We start from the raw sequence: 17367 nt of genomic DNA on the forward strand, positions 1-17367 counted from the left end.
GTGCCGGTATGCCGACCGGAGTCATCCTCGCCCTGAACCCGTCCGCCCCCAATGTCGTCGACGCCGCGATCTCGCAGGCCCGCACCGCGTATGCGGCCGGCGTCCGCCAGATTTGGATTGCCCAGCAATTCGACGTCGACGCCATCACCCTGGCCGCGTTGATCGGGTCCGCCGTGCCGGGTCTCGGCGTCGGCACGTCGGTGGTGCCGCTCAACCCCCGGCACCCACTGGTGGTGGCGTCCGCCGCGCAGACCGCGCAGGCCGGCACGCACGGGAACTTCATACTGGGTCTCGGCCTCGGTTCGCATGCACCCGAGCACCAGGCGTTCGGCACGGTGTGGCCCGACCCGGTGGGCCGGCTACGGGAGCACCTCGAAGTGCTCCGCGCGATCTTCCACGATGGTGCGGTCGACTTCCACGGTGCTGAGTTCACCGCGAGCCCGGAGTGGCCCGTGCACGTCGCCGGTGGTGCACCGGTCCCGGTGTACGTCGCTGCGATGGGGCCGAAAGCCCTTCGCGTGACCGGTGAATTGGCCGACGGGACACTGCCTTACCTCGCCGGGCCGCGAACGGTGGGGGAGTTCATCGTGCCGACGATCTCCTCGGCGGCCTCAGCCGCGGGCCGGCCGCAACCGAAGGTGGTGGCCATGGTGCCGGTACTGGTCGACGACGATGCCGACGCGGCCCGTGCCACGGCGGCCGAACAGCTGGCGTTCTACGGGACCATCCCCTCATACCAGAAAGTGATTGCCCGCGAACAGGTTTCCAGTGTCGCTGAGCTGGCTGCGGTCGGGACGGCGGCGCAGGTTCGCGCACAGTTGCAGCGGTATCTCGACGCCGGCGCAACGGATGTGGCGCTGAGCCCGATCCGGACCGAGCCGGAGGATCTGGCCGCGCTGTGGGCGGTGGCCGCCACGCTGCCCTAGTAGTCGGTGGGAATGCGGTCGCGCATCGCGTAGGCGACGGCGACGGCCAATGACGGCTGCTTGGTGCCGCAGACCTCCACTCCGACGACGATATTGGACTTGGCGGCCAGCGCTTGGGTGCAATCCGGGGCCGCGCTCGACGATGCCGAATCAGGCATGGACAGAATGCGCTCCTGTACTCCCAGGGTTCCGAGGGTGCGGGGCTGCGCCTCGCCGCGGCGGTTCACCGAGGCGACCTTGCCCGTGCAATCGTTCCAGCGGTCCAGAGCCCCGGCCATGAATTCCTCTGCCTGGGTCGGGTTGGCGAAACTCATGGCCCGTTGGCGTATCCATGCGCCGTCGCCGGTGAACTCACGTTCGCGAGCATCCGGTGTTTTCGCCAGATAATTCTCGGGGGCACAGTCTTTGGGCGCTGAGGTGTTGTCGCGGGCAGGCGTGATCGTGTCGGGGCCGGTGACGGTGAGGCGGCCCGCGCCCACGAGCGACTGGGTGGTCTCGGGGCTGAGCAAGACGGATTCGAGGTCGGACGGCTGGAAGACCCGCACCACCTCAGGACATTGCCAGTACGGGTCGACGGTGCCGCCTTTTGCCACCGGGGTCGAGTTCATGACGCCCGTGATGCGGTGCGAGGCATCGGGTGTCACCGTGATGGCGTAGCCGTTCTCGCGCGACCATCGAGCCGGCACCAGCACATAATGACCGCCGTGCGCTTCGAGGACACGCAGGCATTGGTAGCGGTAGACCGGCGCAGCAGGCGGACCCTCGGCGGGCAGTACCGATTTCTTGACGAGGGAGCCCGGAATGCCCAGTACCTCGGTGGTGTCGAGTTGCACCGCGGTGTAATCGCCGTCGGCGGCCCACAGCCCGCCCGCGGTGAAGGCCGCGTCGCGCTTGCCCTGATCGGATGCGTAGATCTTCGTGACCCAGAACAAGGCCCCGACGATGGTTATCACCGCGAGCACGAGCATTGTTCGCTCGGCAATCTTGGGTAGTCGACCCAGGCCGCCGACGCCGCCGGTGAGCGCCAGCACCGAATAACCTGCGGCGAGCAGTGCGATGCCCGCCACGATCAGTCCCGCCATATAGATCGGGGGAGCACCTTCGATGACCCAGTTGATCATGCTGTACTCGGACGTCAGCCAGACAACGGCGACAATCAACCCCGCTGCTCCCACGGCCGCGGACAGCCATGCGATGGTGCGTAGCAACGGGATTCGACGGTTAGACGCCGCCCAACGCCGAACCCCCACCGTCAGAGCCACGAGCAATGCCATCACGATGAGTACGCGAAAGGCGGCGAAGAAGAACACCCTGATGGTGGTGACCGCGTAGTCGGACGAGGTGTACCCCAGCGTCGACGGATCGACACCGAAGTAGTGCAGTCGGTCGTGGATGAACAGCAGACCGTAGAAGTAGCACAATCCGGTGATCAGCGATGTCGGTGCCACGACCAACGCCGCCAGGCTCAGCCATCGTTCGGCGGACTGGGTGAGTGACTTGGTCTCGTCGCTCACGATGGCGGTGTCGCCGGCGCGGACGGGCTTGTGGTGGTGGTGGTCGTGGTGATCGTCGTCGTAGTAGTCGTGGGCGCCAGTGTCGTCGTCGTTGGCGGTGTCGTCGTCGGGTGCGTGAACCCCACACCCGAGGTCGTCGTCGGATCCGAGTACGCGGTCGTCGTTGTCGTGGTGGTCATCGACGGCAGCGAAACCGTTCCGGTCGTCGGCGTGTGCGACGTCGTCGGGTCGGTGTTGTCCTGTTGTCCGCTACAGGCCACCGCCAGCGCTGCCGACAACGCAAGGGCCGCGATCCCCGCCGCGCGCCCCACCGTCGATCCGATGTCCATTACGCCTCCCACCAGTGTCTTTACGATGGTGACAAATGCAACGACATTGCGCGCGAGTATGGGACTACTCGAATCCCGGGCGCCGGGTTGCGACGGTGGCATACCACTCAATCGCGCGCGGCGTGGCGAAATGGGGCAGCAAAATGTCGCATTCTGCGGTCGATTCTTTACAGGATGACAATGTGCTGCCCCCGGCTGGGCTGGAAGCATGGCAGGCCACACGCCACGTCCGCCAAAGGGGTGAATGCCTTGTCCCGCACGCTTTTCGACAACCATCCGCCACTGGAAGTCGTTGCGCGCCAGTCGTTACGCGATGTCGCCGCCCCCCGCGCGACGATTCCGGCCTACCGCTCTCCGCGCAATCTGCCACCACCAGCGCTCGACGAATGGAGTTGGCAGCTGCACGGCCTGTGCCGGGATCATCCGGCGGAGGTGTTCTTCCCCGATGAGGTCCGGGGACGCCAGCTGCGCAGACGGGAGGACGCCGCCAAGGCGATCTGCCGGGAATGTCCGGTGCTGGCGCGGTGCCGGGCGCACGCCCTGTCCGCTCCCGAGGCCTATGGCATCTGGGGTGCGATGACGGCCAGGGAACGGGCCGTGGCACTGAGCGACGACGGCTAGCTCCGCAACACGCCGAGCCGGCGGATCGCCTCCTCCATGGTGTCGTCACGCTTACAGAAAGCGAAGCGCACCAAGTGATTCCACAGGTCGGCGTGTGGCGCCTCGGGGTCGCAGAATGCCGACATCGGGATCGCGGCCACACCGGCCTTGTGTGGCAACTCGGCACAGAACTGCGTGCTGTCCGAATACCCGAGCGGCCGCGGGTCTGCGCACAGGAAGTATGTGCCGTGGCTGTCGTGCACCTCGAACCCGATGTCGCCCAACGCGTTGCCCAACCGGTCCCGTTTGGTCTGGAATGCCTCCCGCAGGTCGGCCACCCAGCCGTCCTCGTGATTGAGCGCATGGGCCACCGCGGGCTGGAAGGGGCTACCGCCCACATAGCTGAGGTACTGCTTGGCGGCGCGAACCCCGGCGATGAGTTCGGCAGGGCCACAGGCCCACCCGATCTTCCACCCGGTGACGTTGAACATCTTGGCCGCGCTGGAGATGGTCACGGTGCGCCCGGCCATGCCGGGGTAGCCGGCCAGCGGCAGGTGCTGGACGTCGAAGACCAACTGCTCGTAGACCTCGTCGGTGATCACCAGCAGGTCGTGCTCGATGGCCAGCGCCGCGACGGCGCGCAACTCGGTATCGGAGGCCACCGCGCCGGTCGGATTGTGCGGGGAGTTGAGGATCAGCGCGCGTGTCCTGGGTGTGACGGCCCGGCGTAAACCGTCGGTGTCGATCCTGAAGCCGGCACCGTCGGCGACCAGCGGTACGGCGGTGCGCACACACCCGGCCATGGCGATCACGGGTGAGTACGAGTCGTAGAACGGCTCGATCACCAGTACCTCGGAGCCCGGCTCGACCAGCCCGAGGACCGACGCGGCGATGGCCTCGGTGGCGCCGACGGTCACCAACACCTCGGTGTCGGGGTTGTAATCGATGCCGTAATGGCGTTTGCGCTGCGCGGCGATCGCGTGGCGCAACTCGGGGATACCGAGGCCGGGTGGGTACTGGTTGTGGCCTTCGGCGATCGCGTTCTGCGCGACTTTGAGCATCTCGGCCGGACCGTCCTCGTCGGGAAAACCCTGTCCGAGGTTGACCGCGCCCAGCCGGGTGGCCAGCGCAGACATCTCCGCGAAGATGGTGACGGCATAGGGCTGCAGTCTCTGCACGGTCATGTCGTCGACAGTAGCCGGGCTCAGGTGGCGAAGAGCCTCGACGTCCGCTCCTCATGGCGCATGCCGCTGATCTCAAACCCCGGTGCGGTGCCGGACAGATCGTGTAACGGACGCAGACAGGCCTCCCGCGCCAGCTGGACGGCCAGGCCGGTAGTGCGTAACTGAATGCGCTGGCTCTCCAGCGGCCCCAACCGGCCCAACCGCACGGCGGCACTGAGCATCGACGCCATCATCGACCGGATACAGCCCAGGACGGACAGCTGTTCCGGCACCCCGAGCTGGGCCTGCACCACACCGTCCACGACGGCGGCATGGCCCGGAGTCGTCCCGTTGCACACACCGACCACGTATCGGTGGTTGGCGGCGATCCCGATGTCGACGGCGGTGGCCGCGAGCTGACGGCCGGTCGATGTCGAGGCGATCCGCGCGTTGTCGAACAACTTGTAGGAAGCTGTGAGCTCGTCCAGGTCCGCGAGGAGCCGCGGGCACTCCGCTGCCCGCCAGGCGTGCGCGGTGAGGGTGGCATCCAACGGGCCGTAGCCGTGGATGAGGTAGCCGCACACCGCTGCCTCAAGCTCCGCCGCGTCCGCGCTGGGTCGGGTGGCCAGCCATTCCTCCAGGCCATGACTGTGCACCATACGGCCTGATGGAAAAGCACTGTCGTGCAGCTGCATCCACTGCGCGAGCGCGACGTCCGGGTCAGTGGTGGTGGCCGGCATGGTGATCGGCCGAGGTGCGGGACCAACCGGACGGGGCCATCGGCGCATCGTGGATCTGGCCGTTGACCCCCAGGTCGGCGAGCATCTGGCGGGCCGCGTCGGCGCTGGTGAACAACGGCACGGTCACGGAGTGTTCGTCGACGTCGATGGGTGCGTGCTGGTTTCCGAGCAGGTGGCCCAGGAGCAGTAACGCCTGCCCCGTGTTGTCGGCGAAGCGAACCACGATGGCCGGCTCGGGTGGGCGCCGAACCACCACCGCATTCACGCCGTCATCGGCAACCACCGCACCGTCGAACAGAAACGTGGAGCGCGGCAGCGTGATCCGCACTTCGATACCGGTATCGGTGGTGACCAGCTGCCGGTGTTTGCCGGCGTCTCCCCAGCCGATGTCGACGTGGTGGAGGGTGCGTCCGGCGAATCGCGAATCGGTGACGCTACCTAAGACGGTGTCGGCATGCATGTTCATGCGCTCCTTGCCGGTCGACTGGTCGGTGCGGCGTCGCGCACCGCGGTGTGCAGGGCCTGCTGGGCCCGTCGGAGTTCGGGTGCCCGGTCTGCGGTCATCCGGCTGAAAAGTCCTGCCCCGTTGGGCAGTTCGCTGGCACCGGCGCGCACCCCGGACAGGTTGGTGAGCGCGGCGCGCGCCGATTCGAGCGCCGTTGGCAGTCCCGGAGTAACCGCGAGTTGCGTCGCCACATAGTCACCGTCGAGTGCGTCGGCCACATCGGGGGTGAACCGTTGCCGGTCCCGGGCGATCATCCGATCACCCGAGCGCACCGTGATCGCGGTGTCCACTCCCGCGTAGCGGAACCGCTCGCCGTGAGCAATGCGACCCGCGGCGACGGCCTCCCAGCCGATATAGCGGCCGCCCTCGGCGACATCGACATCGAGAGTCTGGGTGAACTGCGAACCAGCCTGCGGGATCAGTGTTCTAGGTATGTACTCCAGGACCGCGCCGGTGTGCACGGTGAACCGGAGCTGATGCCGTGCCCCCGGGCCGTCACCGGCGAACACCTGGGTGGCCGACTGGGTGGTCAGCACCAGATGGGAGCCGGGCGCACAGACCACCGTGGTACGCAGGTCGTCGTCGGAAAATGTTCCGCCGCTGGGGCTCTGCACACACAGCACCGCCGCACCGGGAAACCGGTCATCCGAGTGCAATGCGGTGGTGACCCGCTGCGGATAACGCTGACGCAGTGTGGTGACGCGGGTCCGGCCGGTGGCATCGGTACCGACGTGGACGGTCAACTCGCCGGGTGCGATCACCTGCTCACCGCGAGCATGGCACCGCGCAGCAGCGCATCGGTCAGTTCTGCCAGTCCGCGGCCCGACCGCAGGTCGGTGAACACCGTCGGTTTCGTCGGTCGGGCCACGGCGCAGTCGCGGCGCATTCCGTCGAGATCAGCACCCACCTGGTCGGCCAGGTCGATCTTGTTGACCACCAGTAGATCTGCTTGCAGCAGCCCGATGCCCTTCTTGCGGGGGATGTCGTCACCGCCGGCGGTGTCGATGACGAAGATCCAGTAGTCGACCAGATCGGAGGTGAAGGTGGCGGCGAGATTGTCGCCGCCGGATTCGATGAGAATCAAGTCCAGATCGTCGAATTCGGCCACCAGCCGCCGGGCCGCGGCGAGATTCGCCGACGGATCCTCCCGGATCGCGGTGTGCGGACAGGCCCCGGTTTCCACTGCCAGCACCCGTCGCGGATCGATCACCCCGCTACGGCGCACCCGCTGCGCATCTTCGTCGGTCACCAGATCGTTGGTGATGACCGCGACTCCGAGCCCGGCCGCGGTGAGCTCGGGGACCAGCATCTCCACCAGGCGGGTCTTTCCGGAACCGACCGGCCCGCCGATACCGATACGAATGACGTCAGTCATATGTGCCTCCGGCTATTTCAGGGTGTAGCGCCGGCCCAGCGGCACCGTGGTCATGGGCGTACTGCGGCACAACTGCCCGTCGATGAAGACGCGGTAGGTGTCCGGTTCGATCGTGATGTCGGGCAGATAGTCGTTGTGGAGCAGATCGGCCTTCGTCAAGGCGCGGGCGCCGCGGCACTCCACCAGGCGGGTGTCGAGCCCCAGCTTGTCCGCCAGCCCGCCGGCGATGGCGGCGCCGGCCACGAAGTTGACCGAGACGTCGGCGGGGGTGCGGCCGTAGGCCGCCCACTGCGGCCGGTACTTCAACGGTTCGCACGTCATCAGGGACGCGTTTGCCTCACCCATCACCGACCACGCCGGGAAGCCGCCCTTGAACACCACCTCGGGCCGGATTCCGAAGAACTTGGGTTCCCACAGCACGATATCGGCCAGCTTGCCCGGTTCCAGTGAGCCGACCTCGTGGTCGATCCCGAACAGTTTCGCCGGGTTGATGGTGAGCTTGGCGACGTAGCGAAGGATGCGGGCGTTGTCTGCGCCGCTGCCCTCGTCCTCGGGCAGCGCGCCTCGGGTCGCCCGCATATGGGAGGCCAATTGCCAAGTGCGTGCGATGGTCTCACCGATCCGTCCCATGCCTTGCGAGTCGGAGCCCATCGCGGAGATGGCGCCGAGATCGTGCAGCACATCCTCGGCGGCGATGGTCTCGCGGCGGATCCGGGACTCGGCGAACGCCACGTCCTCGGGAATGCGTGGATTGAGATGGTGGCAGACCATCACCATGTCCAGATGTTCGTCAAAAGTGTTGAGCGTGTACGGGTTTGTCGGGTTGGTCGAGGACGGCAGGCAGTACGGTTCGCCGACCACCCGCATGATGTCGGGCGCGTGCCCGCCACCGGCACCCTCGGCGTGATAGGTGTGGATCGGCCTGCCGCCGATGGCGGCCATGGTGTCTTCGTAGAATCCGGACTCGTTGAGGGTGTCGGTGTGGATCTGCACCTGCAGGTCCAGATCGTCGCCGGCATCCAGGGAAGCCCGGATGGCGGCCGGCGTGGCACCCCAGTCTTCGTGGATCTTGTAGCCGATCGCGCCGGCCCGGCCTTGTTCGATCAACGGTGCGGTGCTCGAGGCGCTGCCGTTCCCGATGAAACCGAAGTTCATCGGGAACGCCTCGGCGGCACGCAGCATTCGCGCCAGGTTGTTCGGCCCGGATGAGGTGATGCCCACCGTGACCGGACCCAATCCGCCACCGATCATCGTGGTGATCCCACTGGAGATCGCTTCCTCGACGAGGCCGGCGCTGTCGAAGTGCACATGGACGTCGATGGCACCGGCGGTGGCGATCATGCCCTCACCGGAACGGATGTCGGTACCCGCGCCGATCACCAGTTCCGGGTCGACACCGTCCATGGTGCGCGGGTTTCCGGCTTTCCCGATTCCGGCGATCCGTCCATCGCGGATTCCGATGTCGGCCTTGCGGATACCCAGCACCGCGTCGATGATCAGCGCGTTGGTGATGACGAAATCGAGTGCGCCGTCGGCGTTGGTGAGATCGCCGTGTACCGCCATACCCTCTCGCATCGTCTTCCCGCCGCCGAACACCGCCTCGTCGCCGTAGACCGTGGCGTCGTCCGTGACCTTGGCCAGCAGCTCGGTGTCGGCCAGGCGGACCCGATCACCGGTGGTGGGCCCGTACAGTTCGGCGTAGCGCCGGCGGCTGATGCGGTAGGACATCTCAGGCCTCCGCATCCACGGAGGTGTCGAGGAAGCCGCGGGTGTGCATGGTTGTCATGAGCTCCTTGCTCGGCGCGGTATCGGTGGGGCCGTTGGTGACATCGTTCTGGCCGATGACGATTCGCTGTCCGCCGTAGCTGGTCAGTGAAACGGTTTGGGCCTCACCGGGTTCGAATCGCACAGCGGTGCCAGACGGGATGTCCAGGCGCATCCCGTAGGCGTTGGCCCGGTCGAACCGCAACGCCCGGTTGGTCTCGAAGAAGTGGAAGTGGGAACCCACCTGGACCGGGCGGTCACCGGTGTTCTCCACCGTCACGGTGGCGGTCGCCCGTCCGGCATTGAGCTCCAGATCGCCTTCATCGGTGAGGATTTCACCCGGTACCACCGTGAGCTCGGCCGCCCGCCGGTGGCCCGGGCCGATGGCGTCGTGCACCGTGACCAGCTTCTGGCCGTCTTCGAAGAATGCCTCGACCTGAACTGACCCCAGCAGGGTCCGGACCCCGGGCAGCACGTCGTCGTCGGTCAGGACCTGGGCCCCGTGTGCGGCAGCATCGGCGACGGTGGCGCCGGCGCGGGCCGCCTCGGCCACCTCGTCGGCGATCAAGGCACGGGCTTCGGCGTAGGTCAGCGCCAGGCCCGCGGCGCGGCGCTTGCGGGCCAGTTCGGCGGCCAGGAACAACAGCAGCCGGTCCTCATCCTTGGGTGTCAGGTGCATGTCTCAGCCCGTGATCCCTGCGGCCCAGGGGTATCCGTGCAGGAACGGGTCCGGTTCGATGGGCTGCGGCGAGGCCCACACCTCGTGAATCAACCCGTCGTTGGCGACCTTGCCGATCCGGGCCGTCTTCGTCACATGGTGGTTCTCGCCGTCGATCGTGACGGTGCCTTCTGGAGCGTTGATGCTGACTCCGCCCGCGGCCTTCTGGATGTCGGGAACCGCGAAGGACTTTGCCTTCTCCACCGTCGCCTTCCAAAGCTGCACTGCGGCATACGCCGATTCCATCGGGTCCGAGGTCACTCTGTCGGCGCCGTACCGGGCCTTGAAGTGGGCGACGAACGCTGTGTTCGCCGGGGTGTCGAGGGTTTGGTAGTAGTTCCACGACGACAGTTGTCCGGCGAGCGTGGCCGCGCCGATACTGCGCACTTCCTCCTCTCCGACGCACATCGACATGACGGGCATCGCCGCCGGGGTCAGCCCGGCACTGTTGTACTCCCGGAAGAAGGACGTCAGCGAGCCACCGACGACGACGTTGAAGATCGCGTCAGCCCCAGCGGTGCGGATCTTGTTGACGATGGTGGCGAAGTTGGTGCTGTCGAGCGGCACATAGTCCTCGCCCATGATCTCGATGCCGTTGGCCTGCGCATAGGCCTTGACGATGGCATTGGAGGTCCGTGGGAACACGTAGTCGCTGCCCACCAGGTACAGCGATCTGATTCCCTGGGACTTGAGGTAGTCGAGCGCCGGGATGATCTGCTGGTTGGTGGTGGCGCCCGAGTAGAAGATGTTGGGTGACTGTTCGAGGCCCTCGTACTGCTGGCCGTAGTACAGCAGCGCGTTGGACTCCTCGAAGGTGGGCAGCATCGCCTTGCGGCTCGCCGAGGTATAGCCGCCGAAAACCGCTGCCACACAGTCGTTGTTGACCAGCTTCTGGGCCTTCTCAGCGAACACCGTCGGCTCGGAGGCGCCGTCCTCAGAGATGAGTTGCAGTTGTTTGCCGAGCACCCCGCCGCCGGAATTGATCTCGTCGACGGCCATCGTGATCGCGTCGTGGATGACCGACTCGCTGACGGCCAGGCCGCCGGAAAGCGAGTTGATCGCACCGACCTTCACCGTGGGGCCGGAGGTGTCGGCGCAACTGGCGGCCACGCTGGTGGTGTCACCGACACGACTGCCACAACCTGCGGTGAGTGCTGCCACCGCCGCCAACAGCGCGAGTGCACGACGGGTGTATCGGATCTGCTTCGGCATGTGTGATGGCCCTTGTCCGTGTGACGGTGAGTTGCCGAAAGCGTAGGAATCACCGGCGCATCGGGCCATAGGAGGAATCTCCCATTTGCCGCTGTCGTTTTCGCGGGTGCCTCCGCGTTGAAACATTCACGAAACACGCCCTGCCAATGATGGTTTCGAGTTTGGTGAGCCCCAGTAAAGGACCCTCAGATGGCAGGCAGCTACGCCGCGGTACTGGACAGCGCTTCCAGTGTCGAGACCCGCGCACACGAGATGCTGGAGCGGTTGGCGCGGCACGCAAGTTCTTCGGCGTCGGCGATCTGTCTGTGGGATCCGATCTCCCGGCGGCACATCGCCATCGCCAACCATGGCTACCCCGACCCGGTGATCGACCACCTCAACACCTGGTTCATCGATCACGACCCGCTGTTCGAGACGATGCGCCGGCGCGGTCTCGGTGCCCTGCGCTGGCGCGATTTCCCCGATTACCGGGACACGTATTCGGTCCGGGGCGTGTTTGTGCCCGCCGGGTTCGATGAGGGACTGTCGGCGCGGTTGGTCACCGCCGACGGCACGTACGCCGGCACCATCCACGTCAACTGTGACGACCCGCGTTATCCCAGCGATGACGACGTGGACGAGATCAACGCAATGCGCCAGCAACTGGCCGAACATCTGGACTTCTCGCTGCGTCCGCGGATGGTCGCCGAACTCATGTCGCCGGATGCGCAGGCCTGGGCCGTCGACGGGACCGGCCGTACCCATCTGCTGCGGGTCGGGGAGGCGTTCGACGAGATTCTGGACCGGGAGCTGGTCGGAGCCATGGCTGTGGCCGGCCTCGGACACCGCGCAGAGGCGACGCGATGGCATGACGGTGCCGGATGGCTACACGTGCGGTATGTCACCACCGCTCCCCGGTTCCGCCAAGACAGCATGTGCGCGGTGATGCTGATCAGTCGCGATGCGCTGCCGTTCGGAATCACCCCTCGTGAGTTGGACGCTCTGACGCTGGCTGCACATGGCCTGACCAACAATCAGATTGCGGCGCAACTGTTTATCAGCGTGCGGACCGCCGGGCACCATCTGGAGAGCGCGTCGGTGAAACTCGGTGCCACGAACCGAGCGTCGTGTGTATCGCAAGCGGTTTCCTGGGGGCTGTTGTCCGGCTCGATGCTGCGCGATCTGGGCACGCATATCCCGGCTGCGGGCTGACCCCCGGGAATGATTGCTGCGCGCTGGGCGCTTTAGATCGGCGTGACCCACAAACTGAACGCTGATGCCGCGCTGTTGCAGCCGATCCAGGTCGGCGATACCGCCGCTACCAACCGTCTGTTCATGGCACCGCTCACGCGTTCACGCGCCGATGCCGACGGCACGCCGTCGCCGCTGGCCGCGCAGTACTACACGCAGCGGGCCGGCGCGGGCCTGATCATCAGCGAGGCCACTGCTGTCGCCGAGACCGCCAACGGCGCCTACATGAACACCCCGGGCATCTACACCGACCGCCATCAGGATGGCTGGGCCGAGATCGCCGACTCGGTGCACGCCGCCGGCGGCAAGATGTTCGTCCAGCTGTGGCATGTCGGCCGCATGGCGCACCCCGACATCAGCGGGTTCGATCCGGTCGCGCCGTCGGCGATCGCCGCCGACCTGCTCACCCACACCCCCACTGGCAAGAAGCCGCTGCCGACGCCACGGGCGCTCGACACCGCCGAGATCGCGGAGATCGTCGGGCAGTTCCGGGCGGCTGCGCGCCGGGCGATCGACGCGGGCATGGACGGCGTGGAGATCCACGGCGCCAACGGCTACCTGCTGCACGAGTTCAGCTCCGATGTGGTCAACCAGCGCACCGATGCCTACGGCGGCTCGCCGGAAAACCGGGCTCGGTTCACCGCTGAGGTGGTCGAGGCCGTGGTCGACGAGATCGGCGCCGGCCGGGTCGGGCTGCGGATCTCTCCCGGGAACACCGCCGGAGATATGCGGGAAGACGACACGGTCAGCACCTATGAGGCGCTGCTGGAGCGCATCGCACCACTTGGCCTGGCTTACCTGCACGTGCTCATCGACCCGGCCGAGCACGCCTTCGGCGTCATCCGCGCCGTGTGGTCGGGAACGTTCGTGCTCAACACCGGCCGCAACTCCGGCACCGACTTCTCACAGTTGGAGGGCTACGCCGAGTGGGGCGCCATCAGTGCCGCCGCGGTGGGGCGGGCCTTCCTGGCCAACCCGGATCTGATCGACCGGCTGATCCTGGGTGCCGAACTCAACGAGCCCGATGTGACGACCTTCTACGCCCCGGGGCCGATCGGCTACACCGATTACCCGTCGCTGATTGAGATCGAAGCGCCGCGCTCGGCCTGAAGCCGAGCCTCCCTCACGCCGTTTTCCACCTGAGGGTCGCTGCATTTCGCGTGGGCAGCCCTGGCGTCGAAAACCGCGACGGCCGAGGGTGAGGCGCTGGGGTGAGGCATTGCCCGGTGCGACGCCGTTTTCCACGTATGGGTCGCTGCGACTCGCGTGGCACAGCCGTGGCGTCGAAAACGGCGACAGGTAGGGGTGCGGCGGGTGACGCATTGCCTGGTGCCACGCCGGTTTCCACGTATGGGTCGCTGCGACTCGCGTGGCACAGCCCAGAGGTAGAAAACCGCGACGGGGTTGGGCCGGCACCTGCACACAGGAGATGCTGAGCACAGGCCCAACCAACGGGTTGGGCGAGGCTGCTACGCTGCCGTTCAGAGGACTGCCCACATTCGCTGGGCGGTTCCACAACCCAACCTGAACCTGGACGCCGATACGGCAGGGGAGCAGACATGTCCGAAGAAGCCTTCATCTACGAGGCGATCCGCACGCCGCGTGGCAAGCAGCGCAACGGCGCACTCAACGAGATCAAGCCCGTCAACCTGGTCGTCGGTCTGATCGAGGAGATCCGCAGCCGTCACCCCGACCTCGACGAGACGCTGATCAGCGACGTCATCCTGGGCGTCGTCTCCCCGGTCGGCGACCAGGGCGGCGACATCGCCCGCACCGCCGGTCTGGTGGCCAAACTGCCCGAGACCACCGGTGGTTTCCAGCTGAACCGCTTCTGCGCGTCGGGCCTGGAGGCAGTGAACCTGGCCGCCCAGAAGGTCCGTTCGGGCTGGGACGACCTGGTGCTGGCCGGTGGCGTCGAGTCGATGAGCCGTGTCCCGATGGGCTCCGACGGCGGGGCCTGGGCGTCTGACCCGGAGACCAACTACCGCATCGGCTTCGTCCCGCAGGGCATCGGCGCCGACCTGATCGCCACCATCGAGGGCTTCTCCCGCGAGGACGTCGACGCTTACGCAGCGCGGTCGCAGGAGCGCGCGGCGGCGGCCTGGTCCGGCGGCTACTTCGCCAAGTCCGTCGTCCCGGTCAAGGATCAGAACGGCCTCGTGGTTCTCGACCACGACGAGCACATGCGTCCCGGCTCCACCGTGGAGAGTCTCGGCAAACTCAAGACCGCGTTCGACGGTATCGGCGCGATGGGCGGCTTCGATGACGTGGCGCTGCAGAAGTACCACTACGTCGAGAAGATCAACCACGTCCACACCGGTGGCAACAGCTCGGGCATCGTCGACGGTGCCGGCCTGCTGCTGATCGGCAGTGAGAGTGCGGGGGCTGCGCAGAACCTGACCCCCCGCGCCCGCATCGTGGCGACCGCCACCAGCGGTGCCGACCCGGTCATCATGCTCACCGGCCCGACCCCGGCCACCAAGAAGGTGCTGGACCGTGCCGGTCTGACCGTCGATGACATCGACCTGTTCGAGCTCAACGAGGCGTTCGCCTCCGTCGTCCTGAAGTTCCAGAAGGACCTCAACATCCCGGACGAGAAGCTCAACGTCAACGGTGGCGCCATCGCGATGGGCCACCCGCTGGGCGCCACCGGCGCCATGATCACCGGAACCATGGTCGACGAGCTCGAGCGTCGTGGCGCCCGGCGTGCCCTGATCACGCTGTGCATCGGCGGCGGCATGGGTGTGGCCACCATCATCGAGCGCGTGTAGGGAGACGAAGAACAATGGCTGAGAACACCATTCAGTGGGACAAGGATGCCGACGGCATCGTCACCCTGACGCTGGACGACCCGACCGGGTCGGCCAACGTGATGAACGAGCACTACAAGGAATCCATGCACAATGTGGTGGAACGCCTTGTTGCAGAGCAGGATTCGATCACCGGCGTCGTCATCACCAGCGCGAAGAAGACCTTCTTCGCCGGTGGCGATCTCAAGGGCATGATGAACATCGGGCCCGACGACGCCGCTGAGGCGTTCGAGATGGTCGAGACCATCAAGGCCGACCTCCGCAAGCTCGAGACTCTGCCCAAGCCTGTCGTGGCCGCCATCAACGGCGCCGCGCTCGGCGGCGGCCTGGAGATCGCGCTGGCCACCAACCACCGCATCGCCGCCGACGTCAAGGGCAGCCAGATCGGTCTGCCCGAGGTCACTCTGGGCCTGCTGCCCGGCGGTGGCGGCGTGGCCCGCACCGTGCGCATGTTCGGCATCCAGAAGGCCTTCATGGAGGTGCTGAGCCAGGGCACCCGGTTCAACCCGACCAAGGCGAAGGAGACCGGCCTGGTCGACGAGTTGGTCGGCAGCGTCGACGAGCTGATCCCGGCCGCCAAGGCGTGGATCAAGGCCAATCCGGAAGCCCACACGCAGCCGTGGGACGTCAAGGGTTACAAGATTCCCGGCGGCACCCCGTCCACTCCGGCGCTCGCGGCGATCCTGCCGTCCTTCCCGGCATTGCTGCGTAAGCAGCTCAAGGGCGCCCCGATGCCCGCGCCGCGCGCCATCTTGGACGCCGCGGTCGAGGGTGCGCAGGTCGACTTCGACACCGCGAGCCGCATCGAGAGCCGTTACTTCGTCTCGCTGGTCACCGGCCAGACCGCCAAGAACATGATTCAGGCGTTCTTCCTGGACCTGCAGGCCATCAACGGCGGCGCTTCGCGGCCCGAGGGCATCGCCAAGCAGGAGATCAAGAAGATCGGTGTGCTGGGCGCGGGCATGATGGGCGCCGGTATCGCCTATGTGTCGGCGAAGGCCGGCTACGACGTCGTCCTCAAGGACGTCACCATCGAGGCCGCCCAGAAGGGTAAGGCGTACTCGGAGGGCATCGAGGCCAAGGCGCTCAAGCGTGGCAAGACCACCGAAGAAAAGTCCGCGGCCCTGCTCGCCAAGATCACCCCGACGGCCGATCCGCAGGATCTCAAGGGCGTCGACTTCGTGATCGAGGCCGTGTTCGAGAACCAGGAACTCAAGCACAAGGTGTTCCAGGAGATCGAGGACATCGTCGAGCCCAACGCGCTGCTCGGCTCGAACACCTCCACGCTGCCGATCACCGGTCTGGCGACCGGCGTGAAGCGCCAGGAGGACTTCATCGGTATCCACTTCTTCTCGCCCGTCGACAAGATGCCGCTGGTGGAGATCATCAAGGGCGAGAAGACCTCTGACGAGGCGCTGGCCCGCGTGTTCGACTACACCCTGGCCATCCGCAAGACCCCGATCGTGGTCAACGACAGCCGCGGCTTCTTCACCAGCCGCGTGATCGGCACCTTCGTCAACGAGGCGCTGGCCATGCTCGGCGAGGGCGTCGAGCCCGCATCGATCGAGCAGGCGGGATCGCAGGCCGGTTACCCGGCGGCGCCGCTGCAGCTCTCCGATGAGCTCAACCTGGAGCTCATGCACAAGATCGCCGCGGCGTCTCGCAAGGGTGTCGAGGATGAGGGCGGCACCTACGTGGCGCACCCGGCCGAGGCTGTTGTCGAGAAGATGATCGAGCTCGGCCGCCCGTCGCGTCTGAAGGGTGCCGGCTTCTACGAGTACGTCGACGGCAAGCGGACCCAGCTGTGGCCCGGCCTGCGGGAGACGTTCAAGTCGGGGTCCTCGACGCCGCCGCTGCAGGACATGATCGACCGCATGCTGTTCGCTGAGGCGCTGGAGACCCAGAAGTGCCTCGACGAGGGCGTTCTCACCTCCACTGCTGATGCGAACATCGGCTCGATCATGGGTATCGGCTTCCCGCCGTACACCGGTGGTTCGGCCCAGTTCATCGTCGGCTACCAGGGTGAGCTCGGTGTCGGCAAGGCGGCGTTCGTCGCCCGCGCCAAGGAGCTGGCCGCCAAGTACGGCGACCGCTTCCTGCCGCCGGCCTCACTTCTGTAGCGCGAACAGACACAAAACTGCCCCTTTTCTGAAGTGCTCCCCGGAAGTTGGACTGAGAAATTCAGTTTCTTCTTCTGGGGAGTACTTTTTTGCATCCTTCTAGTTCGTTGAGTGAGGCTCAACGTGGTGCGGCGGTAGCGTTGTTCGAGCAGGGTCGGGGCTATGGCGCCACGGCGAGGTATCTGGGAGTGAGCCGGGGGCCGGTTCGCGAAATATATCGCCGTTGGGTCCTGCATGGCAGGAAGGTACTGGTGGCAAAACCGACCAAAACGCAGTACTCGTTCGAGTTCAAGCTCGAAGTGGTGGGCAAGGTGATCGACGAGGGTGCGTGTGCGCAGCAGGTAGCTCAGGAGTACCGGCT

The 17367-nt window shown here is 66.4% G+C and carries 16 protein-coding genes; 6 read left to right on the top strand and 10 right to left on the bottom strand.

The genetic code is table 11. The annotated features are described in order from the left end of the window. The first annotated feature begins 8 nt into the window (after positions 1 to 8). Complete coding sequence (locus H977_RS0125090; RefSeq protein WP_029110443.1) at positions 9 to 926, top strand: LLM class F420-dependent oxidoreductase; 918 nt, start codon at positions 9 to 11, stop codon at positions 924 to 926. On the opposite strand, the gene H977_RS0125095 is transcribed toward H977_RS0125090, so the two are convergent. Then, positions 923 to 2440, bottom strand: a complete 1518-nt coding sequence (locus tag H977_RS0125095; protein WP_029110444.1) for a sensor domain-containing protein — start codon at positions 2438 to 2440, stop codon at positions 923 to 925. The genes H977_RS0125090 and H977_RS0125095 overlap by 4 nt on opposite strands. Next, positions 2437 to 2769 carry a hypothetical protein gene (locus tag H977_RS35430; RefSeq protein WP_155946815.1) on the bottom strand — a complete coding sequence of 111 codons (333 nt, stop codon included), beginning with the start codon at positions 2767 to 2769 and terminating at the stop codon, positions 2437 to 2439. The genes H977_RS0125095 and H977_RS35430 overlap by 4 nt, the downstream gene beginning before the upstream one ends. A gap of 249 nt (positions 2770 to 3018) precedes the next feature. On the opposite strand from H977_RS35430, the gene H977_RS35905 reads away from it, so the two are divergent. Next, complete coding sequence (locus H977_RS35905; protein WP_286162741.1) at positions 3019 to 3390, top strand: WhiB family transcriptional regulator; 372 nt, start codon at positions 3019 to 3021, stop codon at positions 3388 to 3390. Here H977_RS35905 and H977_RS0125110 read toward each other — a convergent pair. From H977_RS0125110 to urtA, 8 genes are read right to left on the bottom strand one after another with little or no spacing between them, the layout of a single operon-like run. Continuing rightward, positions 3387 to 4553: a pyridoxal phosphate-dependent aminotransferase gene (locus H977_RS0125110; RefSeq protein ID WP_029110447.1), complete on the bottom strand. Its 1167-nt coding sequence runs from the start codon at positions 4551 to 4553 to the stop codon at positions 3387 to 3389. The two genes, H977_RS35905 and H977_RS0125110, sit on opposite strands and share 4 nt — an antisense overlap. A 20-nt stretch (positions 4554 to 4573) precedes the next feature. Continuing rightward, a complete protein-coding gene (locus H977_RS0125115; RefSeq protein ID WP_029110448.1) occupies positions 4574 to 5272 on the bottom strand; it encodes an urease accessory protein UreF in 699 nt (232 codons plus the stop codon). Then, positions 5253 to 5732, bottom strand: coding sequence for an urease accessory protein UreE (locus tag H977_RS0125120; protein ID WP_029110449.1), 480 nt, complete (start codon positions 5730 to 5732; stop codon positions 5253 to 5255). The genes H977_RS0125115 and H977_RS0125120 overlap by 20 nt, the downstream gene beginning before the upstream one ends. Before the next feature lie 2 nt (positions 5733 to 5734). After that, a complete protein-coding gene (locus H977_RS0125125; RefSeq protein WP_029110450.1) occupies positions 5735 to 6538 on the bottom strand; it encodes an urease accessory protein UreD in 804 nt (267 codons plus the stop codon). Then, a complete protein-coding gene (ureG, locus tag H977_RS0125130; RefSeq protein WP_029110451.1) occupies positions 6535 to 7152 on the bottom strand; it encodes an urease accessory protein UreG in 618 nt (205 codons plus the stop codon). The genes H977_RS0125125 and ureG overlap by 4 nt, the downstream gene beginning before the upstream one ends. A 12-nt stretch (positions 7153 to 7164) precedes the next feature. Next, a complete protein-coding gene (ureC, locus tag H977_RS0125135) occupies positions 7165 to 8880 on the bottom strand; it encodes an urease subunit alpha (protein ID WP_029110452.1) in 1716 nt (571 codons plus the stop codon). Position 8881: 1 nt separating this feature from the next. Beyond that, positions 8882 to 9595, bottom strand: a complete 714-nt coding sequence (locus tag H977_RS33870; protein ID WP_051289053.1) for an urease subunit beta — start codon at positions 9593 to 9595, stop codon at positions 8882 to 8884. Between the two features lie 3 nt (positions 9596 to 9598). Then, the gene (urtA, locus tag H977_RS0125145) at positions 9599 to 10846 is read right to left on the bottom strand and encodes an urea ABC transporter substrate-binding protein (RefSeq protein WP_081681837.1); all 1248 of its coding nucleotides are present in this window, start codon (positions 10844 to 10846) and stop codon (positions 9599 to 9601) included. A gap of 189 nt (positions 10847 to 11035) precedes the next feature. Between urtA and H977_RS0125150 the strand changes: the two genes are divergently transcribed. The 4 genes from H977_RS0125150 (at position 11036) to H977_RS0125165 (ending at position 17006) form a co-directional block, all read left to right on the top strand. After that, positions 11036 to 12037, top strand: a complete 1002-nt coding sequence (locus H977_RS0125150; protein ID WP_029110454.1) for a helix-turn-helix transcriptional regulator — start codon at positions 11036 to 11038, stop codon at positions 12035 to 12037. Positions 12038 to 12079: 42 nt separating this feature from the next. After that, positions 12080 to 13186 carry an alkene reductase gene (locus H977_RS0125155; protein WP_029110455.1) on the top strand — a complete coding sequence of 369 codons (1107 nt, stop codon included), beginning with the start codon at positions 12080 to 12082 and terminating at the stop codon, positions 13184 to 13186. A 449-nt stretch (positions 13187 to 13635) separates the two neighbouring features. Continuing rightward, on the top strand, positions 13636 to 14847 hold the full coding sequence (locus H977_RS0125160; protein ID WP_029110456.1) for an acetyl-CoA C-acetyltransferase: 1212 nt from the start codon (positions 13636 to 13638) through the stop codon (positions 14845 to 14847). Between the two features lie 14 nt (positions 14848 to 14861). Continuing rightward, complete coding sequence (locus H977_RS0125165) at positions 14862 to 17006, top strand: 3-hydroxyacyl-CoA dehydrogenase NAD-binding domain-containing protein (RefSeq protein ID WP_029110457.1); 2145 nt, start codon at positions 14862 to 14864, stop codon at positions 17004 to 17006. Positions 17007 to 17367: the final 361 nt, after the last annotated feature.

It is taken from the genome of Mycobacterium sp. URHD0025 (assembly GCF_000426065.1).
In the GTDB taxonomy this organism is placed as follows: Bacteria; Actinomycetota; Actinomycetes; order Mycobacteriales; family Mycobacteriaceae; genus Mycobacterium.